The sequence below is a fragment of the Mycobacterium sp. MS1601 genome, from assembly GCF_001984215.1.
In the GTDB taxonomy this organism is placed as follows: Bacteria; Actinomycetota; Actinomycetes; order Mycobacteriales; family Mycobacteriaceae; genus Mycobacterium.
On the sequence record NZ_CP019420.1, the window covers coordinates 4,834,172 to 4,850,147 of the forward strand.

16 protein-coding genes are annotated in these 15,976 nt (G+C 66.6%); 10 read left to right on the forward strand and 6 right to left on the reverse strand.

Features of this window, described 5'->3' with window-relative positions; genetic code table 11:
- The first annotated feature begins 8 nt into the window (after positions 1–8).
- Positions 9–398, forward strand: coding sequence for a hypothetical protein (locus BVC93_RS23325; RefSeq protein ID WP_083739526.1), 390 nt, complete (start codon positions 9–11; stop codon positions 396–398).
- Here the strand turns inward: BVC93_RS23325 and BVC93_RS23330 are convergent.
- Both BVC93_RS23330 and BVC93_RS23335 read right to left on the reverse strand, forming a co-directional pair.
- Complete coding sequence (locus BVC93_RS23330; RefSeq protein WP_083739527.1) at positions 395–1,048, reverse strand: phosphoribosyltransferase; 654 nt, start codon at positions 1,046–1,048, stop codon at positions 395–397. The two genes, BVC93_RS23325 and BVC93_RS23330, sit on opposite strands and share 4 nt — an antisense overlap.
- A 28-nt stretch (positions 1,049–1,076) precedes the next feature.
- Positions 1,077–1,652 carry an alpha/beta hydrolase family protein gene (locus BVC93_RS23335; RefSeq protein ID WP_192860078.1) on the reverse strand — a complete coding sequence of 192 codons (576 nt, stop codon included), beginning with the start codon at positions 1,650–1,652 and terminating at the stop codon, positions 1,077–1,079.
- A 50-nt stretch (positions 1,653–1,702) separates the two neighbouring features.
- Here BVC93_RS23335 and BVC93_RS23340 point away from each other — a divergent pair, with 50 nt between their 5' ends.
- The gene (locus BVC93_RS23340) at positions 1,703–3,040 is read left to right on the forward strand and encodes a TIGR01777 family oxidoreductase (RefSeq protein WP_083739529.1); all 1,338 of its coding nucleotides are present in this window, start codon (positions 1,703–1,705) and stop codon (positions 3,038–3,040) included.
- On the opposite strand, the gene BVC93_RS23345 is transcribed toward BVC93_RS23340, so the two are convergent.
- Positions 3,003–3,746 (reverse strand): type 1 glutamine amidotransferase, encoded by a 744-nt coding sequence (locus BVC93_RS23345; protein WP_083739530.1) that lies wholly within the window; start codon positions 3,744–3,746, stop codon positions 3,003–3,005. The two genes, BVC93_RS23340 and BVC93_RS23345, sit on opposite strands and share 38 nt — an antisense overlap.
- A 125-nt stretch (positions 3,747–3,871) precedes the next feature.
- Between BVC93_RS23345 and BVC93_RS23350 the strand changes: the two genes are divergently transcribed.
- Together BVC93_RS23350 and BVC93_RS23355 are read left to right on the forward strand one after the other, a co-directional pair.
- The gene (locus tag BVC93_RS23350) at positions 3,872–5,416 is read left to right on the forward strand and encodes a phospholipase D family protein (RefSeq protein ID WP_083741276.1); all 1,545 of its coding nucleotides are present in this window, start codon (positions 3,872–3,874) and stop codon (positions 5,414–5,416) included.
- A gap of 85 nt (positions 5,417–5,501) precedes the next feature.
- Positions 5,502–6,698, forward strand: coding sequence for a metallophosphoesterase (locus tag BVC93_RS23355; RefSeq protein WP_083739531.1), 1,197 nt, complete (start codon positions 5,502–5,504; stop codon positions 6,696–6,698).
- Between the two features lie 200 nt (positions 6,699–6,898).
- On the opposite strand, the gene BVC93_RS23360 is transcribed toward BVC93_RS23355, so the two are convergent.
- Together BVC93_RS23360 and BVC93_RS23365 are read right to left on the reverse strand one after the other, a co-directional pair.
- Positions 6,899–7,567, reverse strand: a complete 669-nt coding sequence (locus BVC93_RS23360) for a response regulator (protein WP_083741277.1) — start codon at positions 7,565–7,567, stop codon at positions 6,899–6,901.
- The gene (locus BVC93_RS23365; RefSeq protein WP_236950090.1) at positions 7,560–9,161 is read right to left on the reverse strand and encodes a sensor histidine kinase; all 1,602 of its coding nucleotides are present in this window, start codon (positions 9,159–9,161) and stop codon (positions 7,560–7,562) included. Before BVC93_RS23365 ends, BVC93_RS23360 begins: the two co-directional genes overlap by 8 nt.
- A gap of 184 nt (positions 9,162–9,345) precedes the next feature.
- Between BVC93_RS23365 and BVC93_RS23370 the strand changes: the two genes are divergently transcribed.
- From BVC93_RS23370 to BVC93_RS23395, 6 genes are all read left to right on the forward strand, one after another.
- Positions 9,346–10,230, forward strand: a complete 885-nt coding sequence (locus tag BVC93_RS23370) for a Bug family tripartite tricarboxylate transporter substrate binding protein (protein ID WP_236950487.1) — start codon at positions 9,346–9,348, stop codon at positions 10,228–10,230.
- Positions 10,227–10,739, forward strand: a complete 513-nt coding sequence (locus BVC93_RS23375; protein WP_083739534.1) for a tripartite tricarboxylate transporter TctB family protein — start codon at positions 10,227–10,229, stop codon at positions 10,737–10,739. Before BVC93_RS23370 ends, BVC93_RS23375 begins: the two co-directional genes overlap by 4 nt.
- Entirely contained in the window at positions 10,740–12,281 is a 1,542-nt protein-coding gene (locus BVC93_RS23380; protein WP_083739535.1) for a tripartite tricarboxylate transporter permease, read from the forward strand.
- On the forward strand, positions 12,282–12,671 hold the full coding sequence (locus tag BVC93_RS23385; protein ID WP_083739536.1) for a universal stress protein: 390 nt from the start codon (positions 12,282–12,284) through the stop codon (positions 12,669–12,671).
- Between the two features lie 46 nt (positions 12,672–12,717).
- Entirely contained in the window at positions 12,718–14,127 is a 1,410-nt protein-coding gene (zwf, locus tag BVC93_RS23390; protein ID WP_083739537.1) for a glucose-6-phosphate dehydrogenase, read from the forward strand.
- 74 nt (positions 14,128–14,201) lie between these two features.
- Positions 14,202–15,179 carry a GGDEF domain-containing protein gene (locus tag BVC93_RS23395; protein ID WP_083739538.1) on the forward strand — a complete coding sequence of 326 codons (978 nt, stop codon included), beginning with the start codon at positions 14,202–14,204 and terminating at the stop codon, positions 15,177–15,179.
- 5 nt (positions 15,180–15,184) lie between these two features.
- Here the strand turns inward: BVC93_RS23395 and BVC93_RS23400 are convergent, their stop codons facing one another.
- Positions 15,185–15,859 carry a sensor domain-containing protein gene (locus BVC93_RS23400; RefSeq protein ID WP_083739539.1) on the reverse strand — a complete coding sequence of 225 codons (675 nt, stop codon included), beginning with the start codon at positions 15,857–15,859 and terminating at the stop codon, positions 15,185–15,187.
- Positions 15,860–15,976: the final 117 nt, after the last annotated feature.

Consider the following 15,976-nt stretch of genomic DNA (forward strand, 5'->3'; position numbering starts at 1 on the left):
GATAGCTCATGCTGATCGTTGCGCTGGTTCTGGCCGTCGTCGGCCTGGCCGCATTGGTGACCGCTGTTGTCACCAGTAACGCCGTGGTTGCCTGGGTGTGTATCGGCGCCAGCGTCATCGGGGTGATCCTGCTGATCGTCGACGCCATCCGCGAACGCCAGCGTGGTGTGGCGGAGGCCGTGGCGGCTGCCGACGAGGCAGAGTCGGGTGAGGCCATCGACGCGACGTATCAGAACTTCGACGCCGAGTACCCGGATGAGGAACCCGCCACCCGGGTGATCGAAGGTGGTCCGGCCGCCGAAGAGTTGGCCGCCGCTGCCGAGGAGCCCGAGGGTGTGAAGGCTGAAACCGAGGAATCAGCCGAGGTGCACGAGCAGCAGGAACCCAAACCGAACTAGACGTCGTTGAGGGCAGCCACCACGGCATCATCGGTCACCTGGTCGAAGTCGGCGTAGGACAGTCCCACCGCGATGAACGGTCGTGGGTTGTGAACGCACACCACTTCGTCGGCGACGTCCGCGAACAACTCCGTCACCCACGCCGGCCCGGTGGGCACCGCAATGACCAGGTGACCCACGCCGACGTCACGAAGCGTCAGCGCCGCCACCCGCATGCTCGCGCCGGTTGCCACGCCGTCGTCCACCAGGATCACGGTGCGCCCGGCGATCTCGACTGCCGGACCACCCTGCCGATACGCCTGCTCACGGCGGGCGAGTTCACGCTGTTCTCGCTCGACGATGACGTCGATGTCCTCCTCGGCCACCTCGAGGTCGGCGATCAGCGGCTCGTTGAAGACCATGACTCCGGCCGTGATGGCACCCAGCGCCAGTTCGGGCTGCCCGGGTACGCCCAGCTTGCGGACCAACATCACGTCCAGCGCCGCGCCGAGTTCCCGTGCCACCCTGGCGGCCACGGGCACGCCGCCGCGGGCCAGGCCGATCACCACCGCGTCGGTCCGCGGGCCGAGGGCCTGCGCCAACACCATCCCGGCATCGTCGCGGTCGGCGAAGCCGTGGGAATGCCGGCGGCGGAGAAAGCCTGCGGCCATGACGGCGGGTTCACCGTCGCTGCGCTGTTCAAACTCCCAGCTGAGCGCGAATCAGCCGGACGGTCAGGGCAGTCCAGTCCGGCCAGCGCCGCAGCAGGAAATGATCGGCCCTGTCGAGTCCGATCCATTCGGCGTCGACGCCGCGTTCACCGGCCCGCGTGACCTGCACCCGTGACGAACGCGGATCGGTCCAGGTGTCGGCGGTGCCGTGTACTGCCAGCAGTCGGGTTGCGGGCGTGATCCGAGCCGCGTCATCGGCTGGCCACCACGGAGCCAGCGCGACCACCGCGCCGACGGGGTGCTCACCGGCCAGGTGAGCAGCCACCCGGGCGCCCATGGAATGCCCGACAAGCACCACGCGGTCAGGGACCACCATCGCGGTGATGTCGGTGAGAACGGCCCGCGCATCCGACAGTGCGTCCAGGCGCGGCGCGTTCCACCCACGCATCCGATAGCGCACCCGGCGCACCGGTACCGCGCCGCCGAACTCGCGGCGAAGCTCCGCCGCCAACAGCGCCACCCTGACCTGAGCCAGCTGCCACGGGCGGGTGGGCTGATCGCTGGTCGGTTTGCCGCCTGGCAGCACCAGGACACATGCGTTCACGAGATGAATTCGGAGTCAGATCCCGCCCGGACGGGTATTAGCTGCTCATTATGGGCATCGAATACAGCAGCGTCCTGGACCATCCGATCGACGAGGTGTTCACCTGGCACGCCCGGCCCGGTGCGATTCATCGGCTGATCCCGCCCTGGCAGCCCATGACCGCGGTGCAGGAAGCGACGTCACTGCGCGACGGGCGCGCTGTTCTGGGATTGCCGGGCGGGCTGCGCTGGTACGCCCAGCACGACGGCGACGCCTACGATCCGCCGCGCCGCTTCGCCGACGAATTGACCGCAGGAGGCCTGCGGTCCTGGCCCACGCTGGCCACCGGCCGGTGGCGCCACACTCATCAGTTCGCCGACCGCGGAGACGGCACGACGTTGTTGACCGATACCGTCGACACCCCGGTACCCGCCCGGCTACTGCGCTCGACATTCCGGTACCGGCACCGCCAGACCGCCGACGATCTGGCCGCTCACCGCGCCGCGGGTTTGGCGCCGATGACGGTGGCGATCACCGGAGCAACCGGGTTGGTAGGCACCGCGCTGGCCGCGTTTCTGTCCACCGGCGGCCACCGGGTGATCCGGCTGACCCGCACTCCGGCCTCGAGCCCCGATGAGCGCCAATGGGATCCGCTGGCTCCCTCGGCGGATCTGTTGGAGGGGGTGGACGCGGTGGTGCACCTGGCCGGGGCGTCCATCGCGGGCCGATTCACCGCCGGGCACAAAGCGGCGATCCGTGACAGCCGCATCGAACCCACCCGACGCCTGGCCGAACTCGCGGCCCGTGGCGGCCCGCAGGTGTTCGTCAGCGCCTCGGCCATCGGGTTCTACGGCTACGACCGCGGTGACGAGTTGCTGCATGAGGACAGTTCCCGCGGTGACGGTTTCCTGGCCGACGTGGTGGCCGACTGGGAGGCCGCCACCGCACCTGCCGTGGATGCCGGGTTGCGAGTTGTGTTGGTGCGCACCGGAATTGTGCAGGCCGCCCGGGGTGGGACCCTGCAGTTGCTGCGGCCGCTGTTCAGCGCGGGCCTGGGCGGCAAACTCGGCGACGGCAGGCAATGGCTGTCGTGGGTGGGCATCGACGACCTGACCGACATCTACCACCGCGCCCTCTACGACCCCCGGCTCTCGGGGCCGGTCAATGCCGTGGGCCATGAACCGGTGCGCAACCTCGAGTACACCAAGGCGTTGGCCGCGGTGCTGCACCGACCGGCGATCCTTCCGGTGCCGTCGCTGGGACCGCGGGTGCTGCTGGGGTCAGAAGGCGTGCGAGAGCTGGCGGAGGCCAGTCAGCGGGTGCTGCCGACCAAGCTCGCCGGAGTCGGGCATCACTTCCGCCATGCCGACGTCACTGATGCGTTGGCTCACCAACTGGGACACGACTGACGCGGTCCAGGAATCCGGTCACCAGCCGGCGCAGCCGTTGTCCGGCGCCGTCCTGCTCGGCGACGGTGCGAGCGCGCAGGGCTTCGATGTCCACGCCCATGCGCGCGATGTCACTGCTGTCGCCCTTTTCGTCGGCCAGCCACAGATCCAGCAGGGGCAGATCGAGTTCGGGATGAAATTGCAGGCCCAGTGCGGTGCGGTAGACGAATGCCTGCGACGCCCGTGCGGTGCGGGCCAGCTCAGTGGCTCCCGGCGGTGCGGTGAACTGGTCTGAATGCCACTCGAACCACGGGCCTTCCGGAATCAGGTCTGTTGTGTCGGTGCTGATCTCATACCAGCCGAGTTCGCCCACGGCAGCTTTGCGGACGGACCCGCCGAGCGCCTGGGCCACCAGCTGGCCACCGAAACACACACCGAGCACCCCGACTCCGGCGTCGACGGCGCTACGCACCAGCGTCTCCTGGGCACCGACCCAGCCGGCGCGCAGCTCCTCGTTGTAGACCGACCAGCGTGAGCCCAGCGGCACGATCACGTCGTAGCTCGTGGGGTCCGGGAATTCGACGGTCACCGACGCCGGGTCGTGGGCCCGGTCGAGGGGCACCACGTTGAGGGTGTCGACGTCGAACCCCTGCTCGGTGAAGACTTCGCCCAGAAGCGCTTCCGGGGCATTGGGATCGTTGTAGATGAACAGGACGCTGCGTGCCACGCCGACGACGATACTGGCTCAGCCCACCCGGGGTGCATTCTCGGGGCCGAGAACTCTGTCCGACAATGACTTCGGCATTGGTGGTGGGTCTGCCGGCGGGCAAAGCGGGGTATCCGAGTCGCACCATGAACACGATCACCGACTGGTTTCTCACCGACGCCGAACGCGGCAACCCGGCCAGCACATTGGCTGCATGGTCGGCGGGCAACTCGGTGCGACCCTTGGTGCACGGGGCCACGTATTTCGACGAACTGGTTGCCGAGGTCGAACAGTTGGGCGCCGGTGATCACCTGTTCTTCACCGACTGGCGCGGTGATCCCGATGAGCGACTGCGACCGGACGGGCCGACGATCGCCGAGCTGTTCAGTGCCGCGGCCGAGCGCGGTGTCATCGTCAAGGGTCTGATGTGGCGATCACATCTGGACACGCTGCAGTACAGCGAGCAGGAGAATCAGCACCTCGGAGACGACATCGAGGCGGCCGGGGGTGAGGTGTTGCTCGACCAGCGAGTGCGCCTCGGTGGCTCACACCACCAGAAGTTGGTGGTGCTGCGCCACCGTGGCGACCCGTCGCGTGACGTGGCGTTCGCCGGCGGTATCGACCTGTGTCACAGCCGCCGTGACGACGCCGACCACGCGGGGGATCCGCAGTCGGTGCAAATGGCGGTTGCCTACGGAGACAGCCCGCCGTGGCATGACGTCCAGCTGCGGATCCAGGGGCCCGCGGTGGATCATCTGGATGCCACCTTCCGGGAGCGCTGGGCCGATCCGACGCCCATCGACAACAACTCACCGCTGGCCTGGTTGCGTGACAAACTGCGCGGCGCTGATCTCGAGGCCGATCCGCTGCCTGATCGGCTGCCTCCGCCGCCGCGGGCCGGCGAACTCTGTGTGCAGGTACTGCGCACCTATCCCGATGCGCACCAGGCCTATTCGTTCGCCCCGGACGGTGAGCGCACCATCGCGCGGGCCTATCTCAAGGCCATACCGCGGGCTCGCCGGTTGATCTATCTGGAAGACCAGTACCTGTGGTCCACCGAAGTGGCCCAGTTGTTCGCCGCCGCGCTGCGCGCCAATCCCGATCTGCACCTGATTGCGGTGGTGCCGCGCCACCCCGACGTCGACGGGAAGTTCGCCCTACCGCCCAACTCGGTGGGACGGCAGAAGGCGCTGGACGTGTGCCGCCGCGCCGATCCGGATCGAGTTCACGTCTTCGACGTCGAGAACCATTCGGGTACACCGGTGTACGTCCACGCGAAGGTCTGCGTCATCGACGACGTGTGGGCGACCGTCGGCAGCGACAACTTCAACCGACGGTCGTGGACACACGACAGCGAGCTGGCCTGTGCGGTGGTCGACCCCACCGAGGCGTTCGCCAGGGAGTTGCGCCTGCAGCTTCTGCGTGAGCACCTGGACCGTGCCGACGACGGCAGCCAGGACGACGGGCTGGTCGATCCGGCCGACGTCATTGCCACCGTGAACGCCGCCGCCGAAGCACTGCAGGCGTGGCACCACGGCGGCCGGACGGGTCCCCGCCCACCCGGACGTCTGCGTCCGCATCAGCCCGAACGGTTGGGCCGCTTCACCCGGTTGTGGGCGGTGCCGGCGTACAGACTGGTGTACGACCCTGACGGACGTTCGTGGCGGGAACGCCTGCGCAACCGCTGGTGAGCCGCATCACGCGGGCCTGGGCACCTGCGACACGTGGCTAGGGTGGTGTGATGCACCGGACCCGGACGCAGGGCTGATCACCTGCATGTTCATCGTCATTGTCAGTTCCATCCTCGGGTTGGCGCATCTCTATCTGTGGAAGCGGTTGATCAAAGACACCACGGCACCGGGGCGTACGCGCCGGATTCTGACCGGTGTTCTGCTCGGCTTGGCCGTCCTGTTGGTGGCGACGTTGATCGTGCCGCGGATGTTCGGCGTCGAGGAATCCGCCTGGTTCGCCTGGCCTGGTTACATCTGGTTCGCACTGGTCGGTTATTTGCTGTTGGCGTTGTTGGTGATGGAGCCGGTGCGGTTGGCGCTGCTGCCCTGGGTGCGACGCCGACCCAAGGTTGCGGTGTCGACGGTGCCCGACATTCCCGATGGCCCTTCGGTCGACTCGATCGGACTGAACCGTCGGGTGTTCCTGGCCCGGGCTAGTGCGGTGGCCGCGGGTGCCGCCTCGGTGGGGTTGGTGGGGGTCGGCGCGGCCACTGCGTTGGGACCGCCGCAGGTGCTGCAGGTGCCGGTCCGGCTGCGGCGACTCGATCCGGCGTTCAGCGGGTTTCGGATCGCGGTGGTCTCCGACATCCATCTGGGTCCGTTGCTGGGTCGCAAACACACTGAACGCATCGTCCGGATGATCAACGAGACCGAGCCGGATCTGGTGGCCATCGTCGGCGATCTGGTGGACGGCACCGTCGAGGAACTCGGACACGCCGCTGAACCGTTGCAGGACTTGGTGTCCCGCGAAGGCTCGTTCTTCGTCACCGGCAATCATGAGTACTTCGTGGAGGACACGGTGCCCTGGTTGCTGGAGCTCGAACGCTTCGGGGTGGCACCGTTGCGCAACGAGAACACGTTGATCCGTCGTGGCGGCGCGGCGTTCAATCTGGCCGGCGTCAACGACCTCGCCGGTGAGCAGCGTGGCGACCCACCCGACTACGAGCGTGCGCTGGCCGGCGTCGACCCTGATGCGGCGACGGTGTTGTTGGCGCATCAGCCGGTGATGGTCGAGGAGGCTGCCACCCGCGGGGTGGACCTGCAGCTGTCCGGGCATACCCACGGCGGACAGACCTGGCCGTTCCAGTACATCGTGGGGTCGGTGCAGCCGTCGCTGGCCGGATTGTCCACGCATCAGGACACCCAGTTGTACGTCTCCCGCGGCGCCGGGTTCTGGGGGCCGCCGGTGCGGGTCGGGGTGCCGCCTGATATCTCCATCCTGTCGCTGGATTCCGCGCAGTAGTCCTGTCTCCGTTCAGAAGTCGGGTGGGGTGTTGCGTTCGGCCACGTGGTTGTCGCTGAGTGCGCGCTCTGCGGATGGCGCGGGGCACGGGTGCCGAGGTGGTGCTGAAACCGGCAGTATCCCTATGCACGACGGTACAGGTCACGGGCTTTGACCCAACCACTTCGACTGTCGCATTCGTGTCGCGCAGAGGCGGGCAATCAGACTGCCCGATACCGCCGCTCGGGCCGTCCGGCGCCGTACTGCAGCCGCAACTCCACGGTCCCGGCACTCAGATAGTGCTCCAGGTACCGCCGGGCGCTCACACGCGAAATCCCGACCATCTCGGCGCACTCGGCAGCGGACACCTCGCCGGCGGCACGCACGGCATCGAGAACCCGCTGCGCGGTCTCGACCCCCAAACCCTTGGGCAGAACTTCCCCGCCGCCGACAGCAGCAGCGGCATTGCCGAACAGCTTGTCCACCATGCCTTGATCGACGTGCCGCTCGGTACCCAATGCCGCGGCGCGGGCGGCGAAGGCCTCGAGCTTGGCTCGCAGCTGCGGAAACTCGAACGGCTTGATCAGATAGTCGGCGGCACCACCATCCAGAGCCGCACTCACGGTGTCCAACTCGCGGGCCGCGGTGATCATGATGACGCCCACCCCGTTGCCATCGGAGCGCAACTGCTGCAACACCTTCAGACCCGTCATGTCCGGCAAATACACGTCCAGCAGCACCAGATCAGGGCACAGCTCGTTCACCGCTTCCAACGCCTCGGCACCGGATCGGGCCACGCCGACGGTGCGGAACCCGTCCACCTGCTCGACAAACCGGCGGTGGATCTCGGCGACCATGAAATCGTCGTCGACCACCAGAACGTCACGCATGGGCATTCTCGCTCAAGGGAATTCGCACACTGAACTGGGCGCCGCCGGCGGGGGCATCGGTGACGTCGACTGACCCGCCGTGCTGTGTGGTGACCAGTCGGACCAGGGCCAGGCCGATACCCCGCCCGCCGGGAACATCGGGTTTGGAGGTGACGCCGCGGGCGAAGATCGACTCGCGCAGATGCTCGGGCACACCGGGGCCGGAATCGGTGACGGTGATCGCCAGGGCGGCGCTCTCGCCACGCACCCCCACCACCACTTCACAGCGTGAGGAGCCCTCGGACACGTCGACGGCGTTGTCGATCAGATTGCCCAGCAAGGTGATCACGTCGGTGGCCAAGGCCGGCTCCAGGGGTGCCAACGTCGAATCCGGGGAGATCTCCAGCGATACCCGACGTTCGGCGGCCAGTGTGGTCTTGGCGATCAACAGTGCCGCCACGGCGGGATCGGAGATGTGCTGTGTTACTGCGTCACTGATCTCGGCTCGGCGCCGGGTCAGCGTGCCGACCAGTTCGCGGACCGCGTCGAACTCTCCGAGCTGCACCAGCCCGGAGATGGTGTGCAGCTGGTTGGCGAACTCGTGCGTCTGTGCGCGCAGGGTGTCGGTGACGCTCTTGTGGGACGACAGCTGGCCGCTCATGGTCGCCAGTTCGGTCGTGTCGCGCATCGTGGTCACCGTACCGATCGACCGTCCGTAGCTGCTGGCTGCCCTGCGGTTCAGTGCCAGTACCCGGGTGCGGGTGGCGATGACGGCGTGGTCGGTGTCGCCGGACTGCAGGAAATCCACCACCGCGGGGTCCATGTCCACCGCGTCCACTGGCCGGCCGATCGCTTCTTCACCCAGCCCCAGCAGATCCCGCGCAGAGTCGTTGAGCAGGGTGATCTCGCCGTCGTTGTTCACCGCCACCACACCTTCGCCGATACTGTGCAGCAGGGCCTCGCGATGATCGGCCAGGCTGGCGATCTCGGCGATCTCGAGTCCCCGGGTGTGTCGTTTGATCCGTCGTGACAGCAGCCAGGAGGCGGCGAGTCCCAGCAGCGCGCCCAGTCCCAGGTAGACCAGCAGCCGTTCGCCGGCTCCGGAAAGCAACTGCCACACGGTGGGGTAGGGCTCGCTGACCGAGGTGATGGCAAGGACTTCGCCGTTGATTCCCAGAATGGGGACCTGTCCCACGATGCTGTGCACGCCGGCGATGTCGACGTCGCCGAACCAGGCCCGGCCCATTCGCACGTTGCTCGCCCCGAACTCGGCCGGACTGCCCACCCGTGAGGGGTCCGTCGACGCACGGACGGTTCCGTCTGGGCTGATGATCTCTGCCAGCCCGGCCCCGGACAGGGCCACTGCCCGGTCCACATCCGGTGCCAGCACCCGGGAGGCGAACGGATCGTCGAACCGCTCGCGCACGATGGGGGTGGACGCCACGTTCTCCGCGACGGCGATCATCCGCTGTCCGCGGACCTCTTGGAACTCTTTGGTGGACTGAGCCACCGACACGGCGCCGACAGCCAGAAGCACCACGGCAACCACCACCAGCTGAAAGGCCAGGAACTGGCCCGCCAGACTGGCGCCGCGCCGCGTGTTCTTAACTTTCACAACTTCCTTTGCGTCCGAAAGAGTGACGTAGGTCACTTGAGGGGACAGTATTGCTGAGCATCACCACAAAACTCAGGAGCATTCGGTGTCCAGACGACCATATGGCGTCCGCGCAGCTGCGGTTGTGCTGATCGCGCTGTTACTCGCCGGCTGCGGGGTCACCCGCGGCGACGATCCAGCCGGCATGCACCGGCTACGCATGATGGTGCCCAACAGTCCCGGCGGCGGTTACGACCTCACCGCTCGCACCGCCGTCAAGATCATGGAAGACGACGACATCACCGGTCGTGTCGAGGTGTTCAACGTGATCGGTGCCGGCGGCACGGTCGCGATGGCCCGGCTGATGAACGAGCGTGGCAACGGCGACCTGATGATGATGATGGGCCTCGGCGTGGTCGGCGCGGTCTTCACCAACGGCTCGTCGGCGCGCGCCTCGGATGCCACTGCCTTGGCCAAGATGGTCGAGGAGCAGGAGGGGATCCTGGTCCCGGCCGACTCGCCGTTTCAGACCGTCGACGACTTCGTGCAGGCCTGGAAGGCCGACCCGGCCCGGGTGACCATCGGCGGCGGTTCGTCGCCGGGCGGACCCGATCATCTGTTCCCGATGGAGACCGCGCGAGCGGTCGGCGTGGATCCCAAGCAGGTCAACTTCGTCTCCTACGACGGTGGTGGTGACCTCTTGACGGCTCTGCTGGGCAACAAGATCGCCGCGGGCACCTCCGGGTTGGGGGAGTACGTCGACCAGATCGAGTCCGGTCAGGTGCGGGTGTTGGCGGTCTCCGGCAGCGAGCGTGTCGAAGGTGTCGATGCGCCGACGCTCACCGAAGCCGGCATCGATCTGACGTTCACCAACTGGCGCGGAATCCTGGCTCCGCCAGGGATTTCCGATGAGGATCGCGACGCCATGGTGAAGATCCTGGAAGAGCTGCACGCCACCGACGCCTGGAAGGAAGCGCTGGTGACCAACGGCTGGTCCGACGCGTTCATGACGGGGGAGCCGTTCGAGCGGTTCCTCGAAGAACAGGACAGCCGGGTGTCCACCACGCTGACGGAACTGGGGCTGGTATGACCACCACCGACACTGAAACTCAGAAGACCACCGACAAGGGGCAGTACGTCGTCTGCGCCGTGTGCGTGGTGGTCGGAATCTTCCTGATCGTCGACGCGATGCGTATTGTCGACGGCTTCGCGAAGGTGGATCCCGTTGGGCCGCGGCTGTTCCCGATTGTCGTCGGGGTGGCGCTGATCGTGCTGTCGGTGATCCTGGCCATCGCCATTCCACGCGGGTCGAAGGGCGAGGCCGATGCCGGCGAGGACATCGACCCGAACATGAAGAGTGACTGGCGCACGGTGGGGCTGCTGATCGCGTTGTTCGTCGCCGTCATCGTGCTGGTCAACCCGCTGGGCTGGACCATCGCCGGTGGGCTCTTCTTCGCCGGCACCGCGACGGTGCTGGGCAGCAAGCACTATGTGCGCAACGTTCTGATCGGCGCCGCTCTGGGCATCCTCAGCTTCTATGCATTCTATTCCGGGCTCGGAATACCGCTGCCCGCAGGCATTTTGGACGGGATTCTGTAAATGGAGAACTTCGACTGGCTGATGCAGGGGTTCGCCGAGGCGGCCACCCCCATGAACCTGCTGTACGCCGTGATCGGTGTGCTGCTGGGCACCGCGGTGGGTGTGCTACCCGGCATCGGCCCGGCCATGACGGTGGCGCTGCTGTTGCCGATCACCTACAACGTCAGCCCCAGCGCGGCGTTCATCATGTTCGCCGGCATCTTCTACGGCGGTATGTACGGCGGTTCCACCACCTCGATCCTGTTGAACACGCCGGGCGAATCGTCGTCGGTGATCACCGCCATCGAGGGCAACAAGATGGCCAAAGCGGGCCGGGCCGCCCAAGCGCTGGCCACCGCCGCCATCGGGTCGTTCGTTGCCGGCGCCATCGGTACCGCGCTGCTGGCGGCATTCGCCCCGGCGGTGTCCCGGTTCGCCGTGACGCTGGGCGCACCGAGTTACCTGGCGATCATGCTGTTCGCTCTGGTCGCCGTGACGGCGGTGCTGGGCTCGTCGAAACTGCGCGGCGCCATCTCGCTGTTCCTGGGCCTGGCCATCGGCCTGGTGGGCATCGACTCGCTGACCGGCCAGCCCCGTGCCACGTTCGGCCTGCCGCAGCTGTCCGACGGCATCGACATCGTGGTGATCGCGGTGGCTGTCTTCGCCGTTGGTGAGGCTCTCTGGGTGGCAGCGCACCTGCGTCGTCGTCCGGCCGACATCATTCCCGTCGGCCGGCCGTGGATGGACAAGAAGGACTGGGCACGGTCCTGGAAGCCGTGGCTGCGCGGCACCGCCTACGGGTTCCCGTTCGGCGCCCTGCCCGCCGGCGGCGCCGAATTGCCCACCTTCTTGAGCTACATCACGGAAAAGAAGCTGTCCAAGCATCCCGAGGAGTTCGGCAAGGGTGCCATCGAAGGTGTGGCCGGACCGGAAGCGGCCAACAACGCCTCGGCGGCAGGCACATTGGTGCCGATGCTGTCACTGGGTCTGCCCACCAACGCCACCGCCGCGGTCATGCTGACCGCGTTCGTGTCCTACGGGATCCAGCCCGGCCCGACGCTGTTCGACAAGGAACCGCTGCTGATCTGGACGCTGATCGCCAGCTTGTTCATCGGCAACTTCCTGCTGTTGGTGATCAACCTGCCGCTGGCGCCGCTGTGGGCCAAGCTGCTGCGCACCCCGCGACCGTACCTGTATGCCGGCATCCTGTTCTTTGCGATCCTGGGTGCGTTCGCCGTCAACATCCAACCGCTGGACCTGGCCCTGTTGCTGTTGTTCGGTCTGATGGGTCTGATGATGCGCCGCTTCGGGTTGCCCGTGCTGCCGCTGATCATCGGTGTCATCCTCGGCCCCCGTATCGAACGGCAGCTGCGCCAGAGCCTGCAGCTGGGCGGCGGCGACTGGAGCAGCCTGTTCACCGAGCCGGTGGCCATCGTCACCTACGTGCTGATGGCACTGCTGCTGCTGGCCCCGCTGGTGCTGAAGCTCATGCACCGCAGCGAGGAGACCCTGCTGATCGTGGAAGACGACAAGGATCAGCGAGAGAAGGCGAGGCAGCAGTAGATGATAGTCGTGGGATACACCGCAGACGAGTTCGGCCGGGTCGCGCTCGATTACGGCATCGCCGAGGCCAAACTGCGCAATACCAAACTGCTGGTGGTCAATTCGACCGCGGGTGACTCGTATGTGGATGCCGCATTCGCCGCGCCCGACGCGGTGCAGGAGTTGCAGAGCAGGTTGGCCGTGTGTGGTGTCGAGTACGAGATCGAGCAGCCGGTGGGCAAGTATGCTGCCGACGCCCTGCTGGAGGCCATGGACCGCTACGAGGCCGAGCTGCTGGTGATCGGTATCCGGCACCGCAACCCGGTAGGAAAGCTGTTGTTGGGCAGTGTGTCCCAGCAGTTGATCCTGCAGTGCCCCAAACCGGTGCTGGCGGTCAAGCCGCAGGAATGATGCCCGGTGCGTTTGACTGCATCCGGCAACGGCTACCTCCGTGGGAATGTCTGACACACTCGGTCCCCACGTCTTCGTCCTCTTCGGCGCGACGGGTGATCTGGCCAAGCGCAAGCTCTTCCCCGGCCTGTATCACCTCGCCGCGGCTCATCGGCTGCCGGATGAGTACAGGATCATCGGCTCGGGCAGGCACGCGCCAGGTTCGGACGACGAGTTCCGCAGGATGGTCCGCGAGTCACTGAACGAGTTCGTCGACGACCTCGACGGCGGTGTGGCTGACGCCGTGCTGGGTCGGCTGACGTTCACCGTCTCCGACGCCGACGACGGTGCCGACCTGGCCGAGGCGGTGCGTGAGGCGCAGCGCGAACTGGGCACGGACGTCCGGACCGTGATCTACCTGTCGGTGCCGCCGGCGGCCACCCGGTCGATGATCACCATGCTGGGCCGCGAACAGCTCACCGAAGACACCCGGATCGTCATCGAGAAACCGTTCGGCACCGATCTGCAGACCTCCCGCGAGCTCGAGCGCACCCTCAAAGGGGTGTTCGCCGAGGAGCAGGTCTATCGCATCGACCATTTCCTCGGCAAGGAAGCGGTGCAGAACATCCTGGCGTTGCGGTTCGCCAACGGGCTGATCGAGCCGGCTTGGAACCGCAACAACATCGAGTCCGTGCAGATCGACGTGCCCGAGAATCTGACCGCGCAGGGGCGCGGCAGCTTCTACGAGTCGACCGGCTGCTTCCGTGACATGGTGACCACTCACCTGTGCCAGGTGCTCGGTTTTGTGGCCATGGAGTCGCCGGTGCAACTCCACGCGACCCAACTGCGCAACGAGAAGTCGAAGGTGTTCACGGCCGTGCGTCCGCTCGATCCTGCACGCGTGGTCTTCGGTCAGTACGACGGCTACCGCGACCTCGATGATGTGGCCGACGACTCCGAGGTGGAGACCTTCGTTGCGCTGGAGGCGTGGGTGGACACCGAACGGTGGCTGGGCGTGCCGTTCTATCTACGCACCGGAAAGGCGTTGGGCGACAACCGTAGGGTGGTCACCCTGCGGTTCCGGACCCCACCGTGCGGACGGTTCGGCGAAAGCGGCTACGGCCCGGACGAGCTGGTGCTCGAATTGGACGACAACCCGACGGCCGACATCCACTTGAACGTCAAACGCCCCGGTCCCGACCTTGCTCTGACTCGCGGGACGTTCCACCTGGATCTGACGGCCGACGATCCCGGCGATGCGCCCTTGGAGGCTTACGAGCGTCTGCTGCTCGACGTGATGCGCGGGGATCAGACGCTGTTCACCCGGGCCGACGAGGTGGACCGGCTGTGGCAGGTGTGCCAGCCGGTGCTGGACAACCCGCCGCGCCCGCAGCCCTATGCCCAGGGCTCGTGGGGCCCGCAGGACGCGGTGGAGTTGCCGCAGGGCGGTTGGCTGCTGGGCGCCGTCGACGGCTGAACAGAGCGTCCCGAGGCTCGTATACCATTAGCTGGAATTCGACGGGGAATCGAAGAGCCAAGGCAGGCTGAGTCATGGACCACCTCAGTTCATTCGCTGGTGCGCAGGGCCAGCGAGTACGGCTGCTGCGGATTTATCTGGGTGCTACAACGTTTCTCTATCTCTACGGCGTGGTCTTCACACTGTTCCCGATTCGCACCGACATCGCCTACGGCAACCCCATCGGCGGGATCATCGCCATCGTGCTGGGATTGGCCGGCCTGCTACAGCTGGCGGTGGCGCCGGGCCGCCTGCTGCCCGCCACGGTGGCTGCATGCGTCGCTACCCCCATCGTGATGGCTTTTCATGTCACCTTGACCGCCGAGTACATGTGCTTGATCGCACCGATGTTCTTGGCCATGTATGTCAGAGCGTTCCATCCGCCCCGCCAGGCCTGGTGCATCGTCGTGACCTTGGCGGCGGCGTGCTGCGTTGCCGTCGCTGTTGCGCCGGCGCCGTTCACGGGTGTCATCACCTTTCTGATCATCGTCGTGGCGATCATCGGTGCGGCCGAGTCATTCGGCTTGCTCATGCGCGCAATGTTCTCGGCGGCGTGTACCGATCCGATGACCGGCCTGCTCAACCGTGCGGGTTGGGAGATCGGCACCAGTGATCTGCTGAGTCGGGCACGGGCGACAAGGACACCTGTCACCGTGGTGGCCATCGATATCGTCGGCCTCAAGCGTCTCAACGACACCTACGGCCATCGTGCCGGAGACCGCCGCATCATCGACTATGCGCGCAGTTGGCGACAGGCAGCGCCCCGGAATGCGGTGGTGGCGCGGCTTGGTGGTGACGAGTTTGCGATCGGTGTGGCCGCCGCCGACCCGGGGGTTGTCGCTGACTTCCTGCGCGCGATAGCTCGACGCACTCCGGAGGCCAGCGTCGGCACGGCGACGCAGGATGCTGCCGAGGCGAACATCTCGGAGTTGTACGCGCACGCCGACTCCATGCTCTACCAAAGTCGAGGCCGGCCGCTGAGCAGGGAGGATCCCGAGGACGTGGACGTGTGAAGTCGCTATTGCCGCGACACTTTGCGTCCGATCTCTTCGGCAATCCGCACCGCCGTGTCGGCCGGGTCGGCGCCGCAGGTGTTGACGTCGACGACGATGTTCCTGCGTAGGGCGAGTGCCCTGCCGCAGGCCCAGCCGGGGGCGGCCGCGTCGACGTGCGTGGCGACGGTGCTCAGGATGTGGTCGACCTGGCTGATCTCGCCGACGGTCCACTGCGAACCGCTCTGGGTGTGGGTGTACTCGTGGCAGGCGGGCCACTGCTGAACTGCCGTCTCGAAGAACGCGGCCGCGGGTTTGGCGTAGGGAAACAGGACGACCGCCTGTTTGAGGTAGTGGGTGAAGGCATCGCCGTTGTTGAAGCTCTGATCCAACTCGGCTCGAAACCCGCTGCCGGCGTACACCGGGGCCTCGGCCGCGCCGTCGATCGACAGGCACTCCAGTGGCGCCATGACGGCGCTGTTGTCCGACATGGTTGTCTTGGATTCCGTGATCGTCATCGGTGCCCCCATGATGGCGGAGGCTTCTTGTGGACTCAGCAGCAGACGCGGGAGTTCCCGCTCGACCAGCGGGCGGGGCTTCAGAGTTGGTGTGGGCTCAGGTGAGGCGGCGTTACTGGTCGAGCCGCAGCCGGCCACCAGGATGCAGAGCACAACGACAGCGGCTCGTCGTTTTTGGCGCATGCAGCCATGGTGCGACCGGCGGGTGATCCGGCCGCGGAAGTGAACCGCGTTTCCTGGTCACGATGAGCAGTTGTTCCGGTAACACATTCATTCGTGCCGTGTCATATCCATGACCCG